The organism is Stenotrophomonas sp. YJH_SMC_120 (genome assembly GCF_059368675.1).
In genome coordinates this window covers 285,480-301,067 of the sequence record NZ_JCAFRY010000001.1, presented here as the reverse complement: position 1 = coordinate 301,067, position 15,588 = coordinate 285,480, and the positions used below count along the sequence as shown (strand labels likewise).

Here is a 15,588-nt window from a genome sequence, read left to right as displayed (position 1 = left end):
TGCCTGGCTGGGACATGTGGCGAAGGATCAGCGTCGATCAGCCGAAGCGACCGGTGATGTAGTCCTCGGTCTGCCGCTGCGACGGCTGCGAGAAGATCACTTCGGTGCGGTCGTGCTCGATCAGGTCGCCCAGGTACATGAAGGCGGTGTAGTCGGAAACGCGCGCGGCCTGCTGCATGTTGTGGGTGACGATGACGATGGTGTACTCGTGCTTGAGCTCTTCCACCAGCTGCTCGATGCGGCTGGTCGAGATCGGATCCAGCGCCGAGGTCGGCTCGTCCAGCAGCAGCACCGACGGGCGCAGCGCCACGGCACGGGCGATGCACAGGCGCTGCTGCTGGCCACCGGACAGGCCCAGCGCGCTCTGCCCCAGCTTGTCCTTCACTTCGTCCCACAGTGCGCCCTGGCGCAGTGCCTGCTCGACGCGGTCGGCCATGTCGGCCTTGCTCAGTTTCTCGTGGTGGCGGATGCCGTAGGCCACGTTCTCGAAGATGGTCATCGGGAACGGCACCGGCTTCTGGAACACCATGCCGACCTTGCTGCGCAGGCGGTTCATCGGGTACTTCGGCGACAGTATGTTTTCGCCGTCCAGCAGCACTTCACCGCGCGCTTCCAGCTTGGGGTACAGCGCGTAGATGCGGTTGAAGATGCGCAGCAGGGTCGACTTGCCGCAACCGGAGGGACCGATCAGCGCGGTCACGCGCTTTTCCGGAATCTCCAGGTTGATGCCCTTCAGGGCGTGGAACTTGTCGTAGTAGAAGTCCAGTCCACGCGCAGCCAGCTTCACCGGCGACGGCGTGTGCAGGCTCTCGTGCGAGGACGGCACGGCGATGCGCTGCATCGGCACGGCGTTGGAAAGGTCGTTCATGGCGTTGTCCACGGAAAGGTCAGTCATGGGAGATACGGTTGCGCAGCAGGATGCCGCGGGCGGCAAGGCTGACCAGCAACACGAAGACAGTCAGCACCAGGGCACCGGCCCAGGCCAGCACCTGCCAGGATTCATACGGGCTGCCGGCGAACTGGTTCATCACCACCGGCACCGAGGCCATCGGCTGGAAGATGTTGTTGTTCCAGTACTGGTTGCCGAAAGCGGTGAACAGCAGCGGCGCGGTCTCGCCGGAGATGCGGGCCAGCGCCAGCAGGATGCCGGTGATGATGCCGGCCGACGCGCTGCGGTACAGCACCTGCACGATCACCTTCCACTGCGGGATACCCAGCGACAGGGCCGCTTCGCGCATCTGCGAGGGCACCAGCCGCAGCATCTCGTCGGTGGTGCGCACCACCACCGGCAGCACGATGAAGGCCAGCGACAGGGCACCGGCGAACGCCGAGAAGTTGCCGCCGGTCTGCATCACGTACAGGGTGTAGACGAACAGGCCCAGCACGATCGACGGTGCCGACAGCAGGATGTCATTGACGAAGCGGACCACGGTGCCGGCCTTGCGGGCGTTGCCGTACTCGGCCAGCCAGGTACCGGCCAGCACGCCCAGCGGCGTGCCGATGCCGATCGCCAGCGCACACATCACGGCACTGCCGAAGAAGGCGTTGGCGAGGCCACCGTTCTGCATCGGCGGCGGCGTCATCTTGGTGAACAGGTCCCAGTTGATGCCGGCCAGGCCTTTCGAGGCCAGGGTGAACAGGATCCAGCCCAGGAAGAACAGGCCGAACAGCGCGGTGGCGCAGGAGGCTGTGATCGCAACGACGTTGCCGATGCGGCGGCGCAGGTACAACGAATCAGCGGTGGTGGACATCAGTTGCCCTCCTTGCGGGACAGGCGCATCAGCATCAGGCGGGCGATGGCCAGCACCACGAAGGTGACGATGAAGAGGACGAAGCCGAGCAGCAGCAGGGCCGAGCGGTAGGTTTCAGTGGCTTCGCCGAAATCGTTGGCGATCAGCGCGGCGATGGTGGTGCCCGGCTCCAGCAGCGACGGCGACAGGCGCACGCTGTTGCCGATCACGAAGGCCACCGCCATCGTCTCGCCCAGGGCGCGGCCGAGGCCGAGGAAGATGCCGCCGATCACTGCCGAGCGGGTGTAGGGCAGGACGATGTCCCAGCTCACTTCCCACTTGGTGGAGCCCAGCGCGTACGCCGACTCCTTCAGGCGGGTGGGCACGGTCAGGAACACTTCGCGCATCACCGAGGAGATGAACGGAATGACCATGATGGCCAGCACGAAACCGGCGGTGAGCATGCCGATGCCGAGCGGCGGGCCCTGGAACATCGGGCCGACGATCGGCCATTCGCCCAGGGTCTCGTTGAGGAACGGGGTGACGTACTCGGTCATCACCGGCACCAGCACGAACAGGCCCCACATGCCGTAGATGATCGAGGGAATTCCGGCCAGCAGTTCGATGGCGGTACCGACCGGGCCACGCAGCCAGCGCGGCGCGACTTCGGTGAGGAAGAAGGCGATGCCGAAGCTGACCGGCACGGCGATGACCATCGCGATGACGGCGGTGACCAGGGTGCCGTAGATCGGGGCGAGCGCACCGAACTTGTTTTCGACCGGATTCCAGTCGGCGGAGAAGAAGAAGCTCAGGCCCTGCATCTGCAGGGCATGGCGGCCGCCCCACAGCATCGACAGCGCGGCGCAGGCCAGGGCGATCAGGACGAAGATGACGGTGCCGACCAGCACCCATCGGAACAGTTTGTCGTTGCGGGCATCACGCGCATCACGCGTGGACGGGGCGGCTACAGGCTGGGCGATGGCATTCATGGGGACGGCAGGGCCAGGAAGGGGCGGGGCGGCACGGCGTGGAAGAAACGGTTCCCGCGTGGGGCGGGCACCGTCGTGTCCATCACTTCAGGTCGGTCGCCCAGTAGGCCTCGATCTGCTTGACCAGTTCGGCCGGCAGCGGCACGTAGTGCAGCTCGTTGGCCTGCGCCTGGCCGTTTTCGAAGGCCCACTTGAAGAAGGCCAGGGTGTCCTGGTTGCGCTTGGCATCCTTCGGCTTCTTCTGCATCAGCATGAAGTTGGTGGCGGTGATCGGCCACGCCTGCTCGCCCGGAGCGTTGGTGATGACCAGGTTGAAGTCCTTGGCGCTGGCCCAGTCGGCGCTGGCGGCCGCGGCGGCGAAGGTTTCCGCGCTCGGCTCGACCCAGTTGCCGGCCGCGTTCTGCATGGCGGTGTACGGCATGCCGTTCTGCAGCGCGTAAGCCAGTTCGACGTAGCCGATCGAGCCCTTGATCTGCTTCACATAGGAAGCGACGCCTTCATTGCCCTTGCCACCGACGCCGTCCGGCCACTGCACCGAGGTGCCTTCGCCGACCTTGCTCTTCCACTCCGGGCTGACCTTGGACAGGTAGTTGGAGAAGTTGAAAGTGGTGCCCGAACCGTCCGAACGGTGGACCAGGGTGATCTTGCCGTCCGGCAGCTTCACGCCCGGGTTGGCGGCGACGATGGCCGGGTCGTTCCAGGTCTTGACCTTGCCCAGGAAGATGTCGGCCAGCAGGGCGCCGCTCAGGCGCAGCTTGCCCGCTTCCAGACCTTCGATGTTGACTACCGGCACTACGCCGCCGATGGCGGACGGGAACTGCGCCAGGCCGGCCTGGGCCAGCTCTTCGCTGCTCAGCGGCTTGTCGGAGGAACCGAAGTCGACGGTGCCGGCCTTGATCTGGGCAATACCGCCGCCGGAGCCGATCGACTGGTAGTTGATCTTGGCGCCGGTGCTGGTGTTGTAGTCAGCCGACCACTTGGAGACCAGCGGGAAGATGAAGGACGCGCCCGCGCCGGACACTTCGGCGGTCACCTTGGCACCGGCAGCGGCCGGGGCGGCGGCGCCGTCGGCAGCCGGCTGCTGCGCGGCCTGCTTGTCGCCACCGCAGGCCGACAGGCCCAGGGCGATGGCCAGGGAAAGGGCGGCGAGGCCGGCCGAGTGCAGTTTCATGGTCACTCCATAGCGGGGAAGAGCCGACGTGGTCGGCGGATGCGGCTATGAAATGATGTTTTTGTTACAGCCGTATTACGACCATGACAGGGGTGTCCTGGATCACGTTCTGACAAGGGTTTCACAGGATTGGCGCCGATCCGGCAGGTGCCCGGAAACCCCCGATCTGCGCACCGATATGACGGTCGGGGCTCTACAAACGCTCTTGCCTTTGCTCCTGCCTTTCATGACCCCACCGCGCACCCGATGAACTGTCCAGAGTCGGTGCAGGGCCCAGCCCGGGACCATTCCCGCCATGGATGGCGCGATCGAGCCCCCAAAGGTGAGGGCGGTTTGCCTGCGAGGCACTGCCTCGCAAGCGCCCGAACGCACAGCCGCCAGCGGCTGGGCCGGACCGCGGAGCGGGGTTTACGGCGTGTCCCGGGCTGGGCCCTGCGCCGACCCCGAGCAGTAGATTGGAAGCGCAGCGCTCTTCACGACCAATCCCCCAAAAACAAGAAGAGCGCGAGATCTCGAGGATCTCGCGCCCGGGTGGGAGCGGCGGGGGAGAGAGGACCCGCCGCCCCCGTTCCTGCGGGGGAACGCGCTTACTTCAGGTTCTGCGACCAGTAGGTCTCGATCTGGCGGACCAGGCTGTCCGGCAGCGGCACGTAGTCCAGCTGGCGGGCCTGGGCGTCGCCATTCTTGTAGACCCAGCGGAAGAATTCCTGGGTCGCCTTGCCATTGGCAGCATTCTTCGGCGTCTTCTGCACCAGGATGAAGTTGGTGGCGGTGATCGGCCAGGACTCGGCGCCCGGCGCGTTGGTCATCACCAGGTAGAAGTCGCGGGCGTTGGCCCAGTCGGCGCTGGCGGCAGCGGCTGCGAACGAGGTGTCGCTCGGCTGCACGAACTTGCCGGCGGCATTCTTCATCGCGGTGTAGGAGAGCTTGTTCTGCAGCGCGTAGGACAGTTCGACATAGCCGATGCCGCCCTTGATCTGCTTCACATAGGCGGCAACACCTTCGTTGCCCTTGCCGCCGATGCCGGCGGGCCACTGCACCGAGGTGCCTTCACCGACCGAGCTCTTCCACTCCGGGCTGACCTTGGACAGGTAATTGACGAAGTTGAAGGTGGTGCCCGAGCCGTCCGAACGATGCACGACGGTGACCTTGGCGTTGGGCAGGGTCACGCCCGGGTTCAGCGCGGCGATGGCCGGGTCGTTCCAGGTCTTGATCTTGCCCAGGAAGATGTTGGCCAGCACCGCGCCGTCCAGCTTCAGCGCGCCCGGCGCGATGCCGGCCACGTTGACCACCGGCACCACGCCGCCGATCACCGACGGGAACTGCGCCAGGCCCGCGGCAGCCAGGTCTTCCGGCTTCAGCGGCGCGTCGGAGGAGCCGAAATCAACGGTCTTGGCCTTGATCTGGGCAATGCCGCCGCCGGAACCGATGGACTGGTAGTTGACCTTGTTGCCGGTTGCGGTGCTGTAGTCGGCCGACCACTTGGACATGACCGGGTAGATGAACGATGCGCCCGCGCCGGTGATATCGGCGGCGTTGGCGGCGAACACGGACGATGCGGCCAGGATGGCGACAGCGGCGCGCGACTTGAATGCGTGGATCACGGGGAGACTCCTGGGGTGGTGGTCGAAGGGCGGTTGCCCGACGTTTCGGTGCACATTCCATAACGGTTGCGTGACACCCCCGCGTCTGTCATATGACGCGGGCGTGACACGCGTCATGAGCGATGTCACGTCCGCTGCGCCGGCAGGGCAGCGCGGCTACCGATGCAACGACGAAGGCACGGCCGGGGCCGTGCCTTCGCGGGTCAACGCAGGGGGCTGGACTTACCAGAAGAACTGCGCGCGGGCTTCCAGGATGTTGGGATCATCGTTGACGAAACCGCGCGCCGTGGAGCTGTACTTCTTGCTGTCGACCATCACGTAGTTGAGCATCAGCTTGAAGTTGGAACGCAGGTACCAGTTGGCGCCCACGGTCCAGATGTCCATCTTGCCACCCAGCACGCCATCGACGATCGGCGGGCGACCGGCAACCGGGTTGGCGGCGAGGTTGCCGTCATTGAGGTCCATGTGGTCGTAGCGCACGCCCAGCTGCCACTGGCCGCCGGCCGGGTTGTTCGGCAGGCCGGTGCCCGGGGTCCCGCCCTTGTAGCTCCATGTCTCGCCGGTGACGTTCCACACGCCGCTGATGTAATAGCCGTCGCTGGTGTAGTTGTCGTGGTCGTAGCGCTTGGCCTTGCTGGTGTAGTACTCGGCCTGGGCCTTGAACGGGCCCTGGAAGTACATCGCTTCGGCGCCGATGGTGCTGACGCGGTCGGTGTCGGTCAGGTTGCCGCTGTCGACCAGGCGGGCCGTGGCGAGGTCGGCATTCGGACGTGCACGCACGCGCAGGGTGTCGGCGTCGGTGTCGTAGTTGACGTAGCTCAGTCCGAAGTGCAGGACCTGGCCCTTTTCATTGATCGGGGCCCAGGTGCCACGCGCGCCGTAGCCGCTGCCGTGGGCCAGGTTGCGGGTCAGCTCGCGGCCGAAGGCGCTGGCAGTCACCGACCAGTTGTCCTGGCCGTAGCTGTACGCGCCGCCCAGGCGGCGGGCGATGGCATAGGTGTTGGTGACCGCTGCCTTGGAAATGAAATCGTTGTTCTTGGTGCTGGACAGTTCTTCCAGGCTGTTGGGCTGCTTGAACTGGCCCAGCTGCAGGAAGTGGTTGGCGTTGCCCAGCAGCTTGTACTTCACGTTGGTGTCGAGGAACTTGTCGGCCTTGGCGTCATAGCCGACCACCCACTCCACGTTGCCCGGGCCCTTGCCCTTCAGCACCAGCTCGGCGCGACGCAGTTCGAATTCGCTGTTCTTGCCGTTGCCGGCGTCGCCGCCGTTGAGGTCGACCACATCGTTGTGGAACCAGTTGCCATCGGCCTGGACCAGGCCTTCGAAGGTGATTTCCGAACCGCCGATCACGTCGATGGCGACTTCGGCGTGTGCAGCCGGCACATACAGCGCAGCAGCCACGGCCACCGTCAGGAGTTGGTGATGCAGTTTCATGGAGAGGAGCCTTGCAGGCAGGTGGGAAGATGCGCGCAGGCTAGAAGGTAAAGATTGCGTAAATGTGACAGTTCACGCGCGGCAGACATCCACCGCAGGCCCCGTCACGGCAGGGCCTGCCATTGAACCCGCTTGCGTATGACGCCCGGATTGCGCCTTGGTTGCAGTCGATCCACGCCCTGCATGGATGCGGCCGTCACTCGGCCGGGGTCTTGTCCTTGAACCGGCACAGATCGGCGATCACGCATCCCGGGCAATCCGGCTTGCGCGCCTTGCACACATAACGTCCGTGCAGGATCAGCCAGTGATGCGCGTCGAGCAGGAATTCGGCGGGGATCACCTTCACCAGCTTGTCTTCCACTTCGCGCACATTCTTTCCCGGGGCCAGGCCGGTACGGTTGGAGACGCGGAAGATATGCGTGTCCACCGCCATCACCGGCTCGCCGAAGGCGGTGTTGAGCACCACGTTTGCGGTCTTGCGGCCCACGCCCGGCAGTGCTTCCAGCGCATCGCGATCGCGCGGCACTTCACCACCATGCTTTTCCAGCAGGATCGCGCAGGTGGCGATCACGTTCTTCGCCTTGGCGTTGAACAGGCCGATGGTGGCGATGTACTGCTTCAGTCCTTCTTCGCCAAGCGCGAGGATCTTCGCCGGCGTGTTGGCCACCGGGAACAGGCGGCGCGTGGCCTTGTTGACGCCGACGTCGGTGGCCTGCGCCGACAGCGCCACCGCCACCAGCAGCTCGAACGGCGAGCTGTACTCCAGTTCGGTCTTCGGGTGCGGGTTGAGTTCGCGCAGGCGGGTGAACATTTCCACCACGTCGGCGCGCGGCATCGTGCCGCCACGCCGCGCCGGGGCGCGTGCGGTTTTCTTCGTGGTGGCCATTACTGCTCCTTGCCGCTGGCGCGGGCCTTGGCCCGGGCGAGGATGGCGGCGGCCGCGGCGGGCAGGGTGGGCTTCACGTCCGGCGCCGGGGCGGGCGTGCGCCGCGCGTCGCGTTCGGCTTCGCGGCGGGCCAGTCGCACCGCACGGGCGCGGTAGCGTTCGCGTGCCGCCCAGGCGGCCTGAAGCTGCTGCTGGGCCTGCTGCAACCGCTGCGGGAGTTCCGGGTGGCCGTGCAGCAACTGCGCGTCGTCGGCGCGGGCGACATAGTCCATCAGCCCGGCCTGCAGGGCGCCGTCGAGATCGTCTGCCTGGACCCGGGCAAACAGCTGCGCGGGGTTGGGTCGGGATGCCATGGCGTCAGCGGTTCTGGAAGGCCGGCGGGCGGCGCTGCAGGAAGGCGCTGGTTCCTTCGCGCATGTCCTCGGTGGCGAACAGCAGGCCGAACTGTGCGCTTTCGTATTCCAGCCCGGCTTCCAGGCTGCATTCGCCGCCCACGTGCACCGCATCGAGCAGGCCGCGCAGGGCCAGCGGCGCCGAGCGTGCCAGCTGCCGGGCGATGTCCTGCACGCGGTTGTCCAGCGCGTCGGCCGGTACCACCTCGTTGACGATCCCCAGTTCCAGCGCACGTGCGGCATTGATCGGTGCACCCAGCAGGCATAGCTCCAGGGTGGCGGCGCGGCCGCACAGGCGCAGCAGGCGCTGGCTGCCGCCGAAGCCGGGAATCAGCCCGAGATTGATTTCCGGTTGGCCGACTTTGGCGGTATCGGCGGCAATGCGCAGGTGGCAGGCCATGGCCAGTTCCAGGCCGCCGCCCAGGGCAAAACCGTTGACGCGGGCGATGACCGGTTTGGGCATGCGCTCGATCTGGCGCATCAGGGCCTGGCCCAGCAGCGAGAAATCACGTCCCTGAACCGGGCTGAGTGTGTTCATCTCGGCGATGTCAGCGCCAGCCACGAACGCCTTCGGGCCGGCACCGGTCAGCACCACCACGCGGATCTCCGGGTCTGCCGCGGCGGCGCTGAAGGCCTCGGCCAGGGCCTGCAGGGTCGCGGCGTTCAGAGCGTTGAGCTTGTCCGGGCGCTGGACGGTCACGGTGCGGATGGCGCCATCGTCGGCGACAGCGATCAGGGCATCGGCCACGGGGAAACTCCTGGAACGTTAAAAAAAAGTGATATTGAACTCCGCGAACGCAGACGGGTCATAGCCTGCATCGTGAGTAGCGGTTACACGTTGCGCCCGTTATCCTAACCCGTCGCCTCAGGGCGGCGCAGAACGTCCCTGAGTTACCACCCCTGGAGAACTGTTTGATGAAGTTGCGTTCTATCGCGGTCGCCGTCGCGGCCCTGGCCCTGACGGGCAATGCCTTCGCCCAGGACGTCTCGTCCGAAAAGGGCAAGCTGAGCTACTACTTCGGTTACGACTACGGCAACAACCTGGCGGAGCTGACCGGTCGTGGTGAGCAGCTGGACATCAACTCGGTGGTGAAGGGCCTGCAGGATGCCTACGCCAAGAAGCAGCCGGCGATCACCGCCGAGCAGCTGAAGCCGGCCGTTGAAGCGTTCCAGAAGCGCGAGCAGGGCCGTGCCCAGGCTGCCAAGGCCGAGTACGAGAAGGCTGCTGCCGAAAACAAGACCAAGAGCGATCAGTTCATCGCGGCGAACAAGGCCAAGGCCGGCGTGCAGTCGCTGCCGAGCGGCGTCCAGTACCGCGTGATCGAAGCCGGCAAGGGTGCCAAGCCGACCCAGGCCAGCACCGTGCAGCTGGAAGTGGCCGGTCCGTTCCCGTACGGCCAGCGCCCGACCGAAGCCCGCCCGGCCCAGCAGATCCCGTCGATCAAGGTCAGCGAAGTCGAAATGAAGGCCATGCGCGAGACCCTGCTGCAGATGCCGGCCGGCTCGAAGTGGGAAGTCACCCTGCCGCCGGACCAGGCCTACGGTGCGGACCCGCGCACCCCGTTCCCGCCGAACGTGGCTGTGCAGTTCGAGATCAAGCTGGTCAGCGTCAAGTAAATCGAAGCAGTAAACCAAACGCGCCGGTGATTCCACCGGCGCGTTTTTGTTTGCGCAGTGCCTGACGGTAGAGTCGACTGTCAGTCGACTGCTCTTGGGTCACATCGGGGAAACGCCCGCGCTGCGCGCGCGAGTCGACTGACAGTCGACTCTACCGTCCGACCGGCCCACCCGCGCAAATTCAGCCCGTTCGCGCTACTGTTGCCGGGTGCAAACAATGGAAGAAACGGCGCGTGTTGTCGCAAGTCCCTGCATCGGAGTGTGCACGCTGGATCCGCACCGGCAGTGCACCGGCTGCGGACGTCATATCGATGAAATCGCACGGTGGCCGTCGATGAGCAACGACGAACGCAGTCGCATCCTGCATCGCGTGCAGCCTTTGCGGGCGCAGCTCCAGCAATCACTGCGCGGCTCGCTGGCCGACCACGAACGTTTGATGCGCGCGCTGCATCCGTTGGCCGATCCGCCGGCCGGCGATGGCTGGAACCGCAGCGAGCTGATCGATCTGCTGCCGCCCGGGCCTCCGGTGGAAGCGGCCGTGCTCGCGGGAATCGTGCCGCGCGCCAGTGGCGCGCAGGTGATCCTCACCCGTCGCACCGAAACCCTGCGCACGCACGGTGGCCAGGTCGGATTCCCCGGCGGCCGCACCGAGCCCGACGACCGCGACGCACTGGCGGCAGCATTGCGCGAGAGCCAGGAAGAAATCGCCTTGGCTCCGGGCCAGGTGCAGGCGCTGGGCTATCTCGATCCCTTCGTGACGATCACCGGCTATCGGGTCACCCCGGTGGTGGCGGTGGTCGATCCGGACTTCGTGCCGGTGCCGCAGCCCAGCGAAGTGGCCGAGGTGTTCGAGGTGCCGCTGGACTACCTGATGGCGGCGGACAACCTGCGCCAGGTCGAAATCAACCATCGCGGCCGCATCCGTCACGTCCTTGAGTACAGCTGGCCCGGCCAGCGCATCTGGGGCGCCACCGCGGCCATTCTCTACAACCTGCGTCGCCGCCTGGAGCAAGTGCAATGAACCCGATCGATCCGCCGTGGACCACCCTGGTCGATGTCGCCACCCTGGCTGCCGCGTTGGGCGAGGGCATCCGCGTGGTCGACGCACGCGCCACCGCCAGCACCGCGGTGCGCGTGGTTGATGCGCGTTCCTCGCTGGCCGATCCGCAGGCGGGTAGCGGCCAGTACCTGGCAGGTCATATCCCGGGTGCGGTGTATGCCGATCTGAATCGTGACCTGTCCGATCTGTCGCGCGTCGGCCATGGTCGCCATCCGCTGCCGGACAGCGATGCCTTCGCCGCGAAGCTCGGCCAGTGGGGTATCGGTCCTGACACGCAGGTGGTGGTCTACGACGGCAGCGACGGCAGCATGGCCGCCTCGCGCCTGTGGTGGCTGCTGCGCCTGATCGGGCACAGCAAGGTGGCCGTGCTCGATGGTGGTATCGCCGCGTGGCAGGCCGCACGGCAACCTTTGGCGACGGGGCCGGATGAGGTGACCGCGCTGCCGGCTTACCCGGGCCGTTTCGACACCACCCAGATCGCCAATGCCGAGGAGATCAGCGCACGCCTGAAGCACGCGCCGGGCTGGCTGGTCGACGCACGCGCGGGCGAACGCTTCCGCGGCGAAGTCGAGCCGCTGGACCCGGTCGCCGGCCACGTACCCGGCGCGGTCAACCGTCCGTTTGCGTTGAACGTCGCCGACGGCCGGCTGCGCGATGCACAGGAACTGCGCGTCGAACTGCAGGGTGTGATCGGCAACCGTGATCCGCAGCAGGTGGTGCTGATGTGCGGCTCCGGCGTGACCGCCTGCCACCTGCTGCTGGCGATGGAAAACGCAGGCCTGAGCGGCGCACGCATCTACGCCGACTCCTGGAGCGGTTGGGTGAGCGACAGCAGCCGCCCGGTGGCGACCGGTACCTGAGAAGCGCGGGGTCGGATCCGTTTTCCAACGGAAAACGGCTCTGACCCCATCGAGCGTAAATCCGGGTCAGAGCCCGTTGCGTGGCCACGGGATCCGACCCCGTGCCGATTGCGGGGGCGTGAGCCGCATGGATGCGGCGACCGAGCTTACATGGGTGAGGGCGCTTTGCTTGCGAAGCACTGCTTCGCAAGCGCCCGAACGCACAGCCGCCAGCGGCTGGGCCGGGCCCCGGAGGGGGAACTTGCAGCGTCCCCCGCAACCGGCCCCACCCCCGCCATCCCCCGGAATGCCAGCTCTTGACGTTGACGTTGACGTTGACGTTGCTTCTGCGGGTGCAGGGCGCAGCCCTGCCACTTACCCAACCGGCTGCAGCGGCACCTTCGCCAGCACCCGCGCCCACGGGAACAACGGCCCCGGATCACGCTTGCGCGCCACCATCAGCGTCGGATCATCGCTGGCCGGCACCTGCTCCCGATCAAGCTGGTCATGCCCGGCAATCCGCTGCAGCGACGGATAGCGTGCCACCAGCGCCAACAGCAGCTGTTCCAGCGCTTCCACCTGCGCCTCGGTGTAGGCCTCGTCCATCGCCTGGTGACGGCTGTCGAACCAGTGCGGGTAGCGCCCGGTATTGACCAGTTCGATACCCAGCGTATGCGCGTTCATGCCGCGCACGTGGTGGGCCACCCGTTCCGGTGCCACGTACTGCACCACGCTGCCATCGCGGTCGATGTAGAAATGCCCGCTGTTGCCGGCACCACTGTCGTACAGCGCACGCTCGCCGTACTCGCGGGCCATCGCCAGGTCGGGCAGCTCGGTGCAGTGGATCACCACCATCTCCAGCGTGGCCGGGTCGCGCAGTGGCAGGCGGTCTTCGTAGGGCAGGGGCTGCAGCTGCAGGCCGGGCAGGAGCGGGTTGGGCATCCGGCGATGCTAGCATTGCGGCATGAACCTGCCTTCCCTTTCCTTGTCGGCCCGTTCGTGCGGAGCGCACGCATGAGCCGCGGCCACTGCATCCTGTCCCACGGCTTCGAGAGCGGCCCGGAAGCGACCAAGGTCACCGCGCTGGCCGAGGTGGCACAGCGCCTGGGCTGGACCCACGAGCGCCCCGACTACACCGACCTGGATGCGATGAGCGAGGTCAGCCGGGTAGGCGATGTGCCGACCCGCCTGCGCCGCCTGGTCGAGCGCGCCGCCATCGCCGCCCGGCAGGGCCCAGTGGTACTGGCCGGTTCCAGCCTGGGCGCCTACATCTCCGGCATCGCCTCGTTGCAGGTACCGGTCGCCGGCCTGTTCCTGATGGTGCCGCCGACTACGATGGGCCCGATGCCGGCGCTGGACGCCGCCGCCGTGCCGACCACCGTGGTCCAGGCCTGGCATGACGATGTGGTCCCCGCCGCCGGAGTGATCGCCTGGGCGCAGGCGCGTTCGGCGCAGCTGCTGCTGGTCGACGACGGCCACCGCCTGGAGCACCATGTGGAGGCCTCCGCACAGGCCTTCGAGCGCCTGTTGCGGCAACTGTGAAGCCCGGGCGCAAGGCGCGCCTGCCCGCATTGACTACAATGGCAGCCCCGCCGCCCCCGGCGCGGGCCTGCCGGCCGTGCCTACGGCCCTCCTTTCCGACCGGCCCGGCCCCTGTGCCGCGCCCGACCACCTGCGAACCGACCCCGTGAAATTCTTCGTCTCCTGCGCCAAGGGCCTGGAATACCTGCTTGCCGATGAACTGTCGGCCCTGGGCCTTGGCAAGGCCACTGCCACCATTGCCGGCGTCAACGCCGAGGGCGAACTGGAGCAGGCGCTGCGGATCGTGATGTGGTCACGCCTGGCCAGCCGCGTGCTGTGGCCGATCGACGAGTTCGAGTGCCCGGACGAGCAGGCTCTGTACGACGGCGTGCGTGCGCTGCCGTGGCATGAGCACATCAAGCCGGAGATGACCCTGGCGGTGGACGCACACGTGTCCGGCGACAAGATCACCCATGCCCGCTTCGCCGCGCAGCGGATCAAGGACGCCATCGTCGACCGCATGCGCGATGAAGGCCTGGAGCGCCCTTCGGTCAACACCGATCTGCCCGATGTGCGCGTCAACCTGTCGCTGCGCAAGGGCCGCGCTTCGTTGTCGATCGACCTCGGCGGTGGCCCGCTGCATCGCCGTGGCTGGCGTGGCGCCGCCCACGAGGCACCGCTGAAGGAAAACCTGGCCGCCGCGCTGCTGCTGCGCGCGCAGTGGCCGCGCCTGCACGCCGCCGGTGGCGGCCTGCTGGACCCGATGTGCGGCAGCGGCACGCTGCTGATCGAAGGCGCGCTGATGGCCGCCGACGTCGCCCCGGGCCTGATGCGCCACGGCAGCCTGCCGCCGAGCCGTTGGCTGGGCTTCGACAAGGCGGCCTGGAAGACCCTCCAGAGCGAAGCACGCGATCGCGAGGCCGCCGGCCTGGCCGCGCTGAAGCCGGTCATCCACGGCAGCGACATCGATCCGACTGCGATCCAGGCGGCATGCGAGAATGCCGAGGTCGCGGGCGTCGCTCATGCGATCCGCTTCACTCGTGCCGATGTGGCCGACCTGGCCGCGCCGGAGCAGGAGATCGGTGCGGTGGTCTGCAACCCGCCGTACGACGAGCGCCTGGCCGCCGATCCGGCGCTGTACCGCGCACTGGGCAACGCCCTGCAGAAGGCGGTGCCGCAGTGGCGTGCCAGCCTACTGTGCGGCAACGACGAGCTGGCCTTCGCCACCGGCCTGCGCGCCAGCAAGAAGTACCAGATGTTCAACGGTGCGCTGGAATGCGCGCTGATCGTCTGCGATCCGATTGCCGTGCCGGGCCGTGATCCGGCACAACCGCGCGAGCTGAGCGAAGGTGCGCAGATGGTGGCCAACCGCCTGCGCAAGAACCTGAAGAAGTTCAAGAGCTGGCGCGCCCGCGAGCACATCACCTGCTTCCGTGCCTATGACGCCGACCTGCCGGAATACGCGGCCGCCATCGACGTCTACGAGGAAGACGGTGGCAAGCGCCGTACCTTCCTGCACGTGCAGGAATACGCCGCACCGGCCGCGATTCCGGAGAACGACGTGCGCCGCCGCCGCAACGAACTGCTGGCTGCCGCGCGCGAAGTATTCGGCGTGCCGCCGGAGCAGGTCTCGATGAAGTCGCGCGAGCGCGGCAAGGGCGGCAGCAAGTACGGCCGCTTCGAGCAGCGAGATGAATTCATCGTAGTGCGCGAGAACAACGCACTGCTGCAGGTGAACCTGTTCGACTATCTCGATACCGGCCTGTTCCTCGACCATCGCCCGCTGCGCCAGATGATGGCCGAGCAGGTGCGTGGCAAGCGTTTCCTCAACCTGTTCTGCTACACCGGCGTGGCCAGCGTGCAGGCCGCCGTGGCTGGTGCCGCCAGCACCACCAGCGTCGACCTGTCGGCCACTTACCTGCAGTGGTGCTACGACAACCTGGCGCTGAACGGGCAGGGCGGCAACCAGCACCTTCTGGTGCAGGCCGATGCGATGGCCTGGCTGGAAGGCGACCGTGGCCAGTACGACGTGATCTTCTGTGACCCGCCGACCTTCTCCAACTCCGCACGCGCCGATGACTTCGACGTGCAGCGCGAACAGCTGAAGCTGCTGCGCGCGGCGGTGGCGCGGCTGGCACCGGGGGGCGTGCTGTACTTCTCGAACAACTTCCGCCGTTTCAAGCTGGAAGAAAACGCCATTGCCGAATTTGCCCAGTGCCGCGAGATCACCGCGCGCACCATCGGCCCGGACTTCGAGCGCAACGCGCGCATCCATCGCGCGTGGGAATTGAAGCGGTTGAGGTAATCCCGGTAGTGCCGGCCGCTGGCCGGCAACTGCGTCAGAA

General features: G+C 66.9%; 15 protein-coding genes. 5 read left to right on the top strand and 10 right to left on the bottom strand.

What is annotated here, in order from left to right; all coding sequences use genetic code 11:
* Positions 1-37: 37 nt before the first annotated feature.
* From pstB to AC5P60_RS01615, 9 genes are all read right to left on the bottom strand, one after another.
* Positions 38-868, bottom strand: coding sequence for a phosphate ABC transporter ATP-binding protein PstB (gene pstB, locus AC5P60_RS01655; protein ID WP_005408788.1), 831 nt, complete (start codon positions 866-868; stop codon positions 38-40).
* A 19-nt stretch (positions 869-887) separates the two neighbouring features.
* Positions 888-1,751, bottom strand: coding sequence for a phosphate ABC transporter permease PstA (pstA, locus tag AC5P60_RS01650; protein ID WP_483692879.1), 864 nt, complete (start codon positions 1,749-1,751; stop codon positions 888-890).
* The gene (pstC, locus tag AC5P60_RS01645) at positions 1,751-2,719 is read right to left on the bottom strand and encodes a phosphate ABC transporter permease subunit PstC (RefSeq protein ID WP_049402705.1); all 969 of its coding nucleotides are present in this window, start codon (positions 2,717-2,719) and stop codon (positions 1,751-1,753) included. Before pstC ends, pstA begins: the two co-directional genes overlap by 1 nt.
* An 82-nt stretch (positions 2,720-2,801) precedes the next feature.
* The gene (gene pstS / locus AC5P60_RS01640; RefSeq protein WP_005408791.1) at positions 2,802-3,890 is read right to left on the bottom strand and encodes a phosphate ABC transporter substrate-binding protein PstS; all 1,089 of its coding nucleotides are present in this window, start codon (positions 3,888-3,890) and stop codon (positions 2,802-2,804) included.
* Between the two features lie 587 nt (positions 3,891-4,477).
* Positions 4,478-5,494, bottom strand: a complete 1,017-nt coding sequence (pstS, locus tag AC5P60_RS01635; protein ID WP_005408792.1) for a phosphate ABC transporter substrate-binding protein PstS — start codon at positions 5,492-5,494, stop codon at positions 4,478-4,480.
* A gap of 222 nt (positions 5,495-5,716) precedes the next feature.
* A complete protein-coding gene (locus AC5P60_RS01630) occupies positions 5,717-6,928 on the bottom strand; it encodes an OprO/OprP family phosphate-selective porin (protein ID WP_005408793.1) in 1,212 nt (403 codons plus the stop codon).
* 196 nt (positions 6,929-7,124) lie between these two features.
* Positions 7,125-7,814: an endonuclease III gene (gene nth, locus AC5P60_RS01625; protein ID WP_012479638.1), complete on the bottom strand. Its 690-nt coding sequence runs from the start codon at positions 7,812-7,814 to the stop codon at positions 7,125-7,127.
* Positions 7,814-8,167 carry a hypothetical protein gene (locus tag AC5P60_RS01620; RefSeq protein ID WP_483692877.1) on the bottom strand — a complete coding sequence of 118 codons (354 nt, stop codon included), beginning with the start codon at positions 8,165-8,167 and terminating at the stop codon, positions 7,814-7,816. The genes nth and AC5P60_RS01620 overlap by 1 nt, the downstream gene beginning before the upstream one ends.
* 4 nt (positions 8,168-8,171) lie before the next feature.
* The gene (locus AC5P60_RS01615) at positions 8,172-8,954 is read right to left on the bottom strand and encodes an enoyl-CoA hydratase/isomerase family protein (protein WP_483692876.1); all 783 of its coding nucleotides are present in this window, start codon (positions 8,952-8,954) and stop codon (positions 8,172-8,174) included.
* Between the two features lie 167 nt (positions 8,955-9,121).
* Here AC5P60_RS01615 and AC5P60_RS01610 point away from each other — a divergent pair, with 167 nt between their 5' ends.
* The 3 genes from AC5P60_RS01610 to AC5P60_RS01600 all read left to right on the top strand — a co-directional run bounded on the left by AC5P60_RS01610 (position 9,122) and on the right by AC5P60_RS01600 (position 11,743).
* Positions 9,122-9,823, top strand: coding sequence for an FKBP-type peptidyl-prolyl cis-trans isomerase (locus tag AC5P60_RS01610; RefSeq protein ID WP_005408797.1), 702 nt, complete (start codon positions 9,122-9,124; stop codon positions 9,821-9,823).
* Between the two features lie 217 nt (positions 9,824-10,040).
* Positions 10,041-10,844: a CoA pyrophosphatase gene (locus AC5P60_RS01605; RefSeq protein ID WP_032965692.1), complete on the top strand. Its 804-nt coding sequence runs from the start codon at positions 10,041-10,043 to the stop codon at positions 10,842-10,844.
* Complete coding sequence (locus AC5P60_RS01600; RefSeq protein ID WP_483692875.1) at positions 10,841-11,743, top strand: sulfurtransferase; 903 nt, start codon at positions 10,841-10,843, stop codon at positions 11,741-11,743. The genes AC5P60_RS01605 and AC5P60_RS01600 overlap by 4 nt, the downstream gene beginning before the upstream one ends.
* A 354-nt stretch (positions 11,744-12,097) precedes the next feature.
* On the opposite strand, the gene AC5P60_RS01595 is transcribed toward AC5P60_RS01600, so the two are convergent.
* The gene (locus AC5P60_RS01595; RefSeq protein ID WP_483692874.1) at positions 12,098-12,664 is read right to left on the bottom strand and encodes an N-acetylmuramoyl-L-alanine amidase; all 567 of its coding nucleotides are present in this window, start codon (positions 12,662-12,664) and stop codon (positions 12,098-12,100) included.
* Between the two features lie 72 nt (positions 12,665-12,736).
* Here AC5P60_RS01595 and AC5P60_RS01590 point away from each other — a divergent pair, with 72 nt between their 5' ends.
* On the top strand, positions 12,737-13,264 hold the full coding sequence (locus AC5P60_RS01590) for an alpha/beta hydrolase (protein ID WP_033834993.1): 528 nt from the start codon (positions 12,737-12,739) through the stop codon (positions 13,262-13,264).
* 145 nt (positions 13,265-13,409) lie between these two features.
* A complete protein-coding gene (rlmKL, locus tag AC5P60_RS01585; protein ID WP_483692873.1) occupies positions 13,410-15,548 on the top strand; it encodes a bifunctional 23S rRNA (guanine(2069)-N(7))-methyltransferase RlmK/23S rRNA (guanine(2445)-N(2))-methyltransferase RlmL in 2,139 nt (712 codons plus the stop codon).
* The last annotated feature ends 40 nt before the right edge of the window (positions 15,549-15,588 follow it).

Excerpts from the sequence above, each read along its gene's own strand:
- pstS (WP_005408791.1), bottom strand. The coding sequence starts at position 3,890 with ATGAAACTGCACTCGGCCGGCCTCGCCGCCCTTTCCCTGGCCATCGCC.
- AC5P60_RS01595 (WP_483692874.1), bottom strand. The coding sequence starts at position 12,664 with ATGCCCAACCCGCTCCTGCCCGGCCTGCAGCTGCAGCCCCTGCCCTAC.
- AC5P60_RS01590 (WP_033834993.1), top strand. The coding sequence starts at position 12,737 with ATGAGCCGCGGCCACTGCATCCTGTCCCACGGCTTCGAGAGCGGCCCG.
- pstB (WP_005408788.1), bottom strand. The coding sequence starts at position 868 with ATGAACGACCTTTCCAACGCCGTGCCGATGCAGCGCATCGCCGTGCCG.
- AC5P60_RS01620 (WP_483692877.1), bottom strand. The coding sequence starts at position 8,167 with ATGGCATCCCGACCCAACCCCGCGCAGCTGTTTGCCCGGGTCCAGGCA.
- AC5P60_RS01610 (WP_005408797.1), top strand. The coding sequence starts at position 9,122 with ATGAAGTTGCGTTCTATCGCGGTCGCCGTCGCGGCCCTGGCCCTGACG.
- AC5P60_RS01600 (WP_483692875.1), top strand. The coding sequence starts at position 10,841 with ATGAACCCGATCGATCCGCCGTGGACCACCCTGGTCGATGTCGCCACC.
- pstC (WP_049402705.1), bottom strand. The coding sequence starts at position 2,719 with ATGAATGCCATCGCCCAGCCTGTAGCCGCCCCGTCCACGCGTGATGCG.
- AC5P60_RS01630 (WP_005408793.1), bottom strand. The coding sequence starts at position 6,928 with ATGAAACTGCATCACCAACTCCTGACGGTGGCCGTGGCTGCTGCGCTG.
- AC5P60_RS01605 (WP_032965692.1), top strand. The coding sequence starts at position 10,041 with ATGGAAGAAACGGCGCGTGTTGTCGCAAGTCCCTGCATCGGAGTGTGC.
- pstA (WP_483692879.1), bottom strand. The coding sequence starts at position 1,751 with ATGTCCACCACCGCTGATTCGTTGTACCTGCGCCGCCGCATCGGCAAC.
- nth (WP_012479638.1), bottom strand. The coding sequence starts at position 7,814 with ATGGCCACCACGAAGAAAACCGCACGCGCCCCGGCGCGGCGTGGCGGC.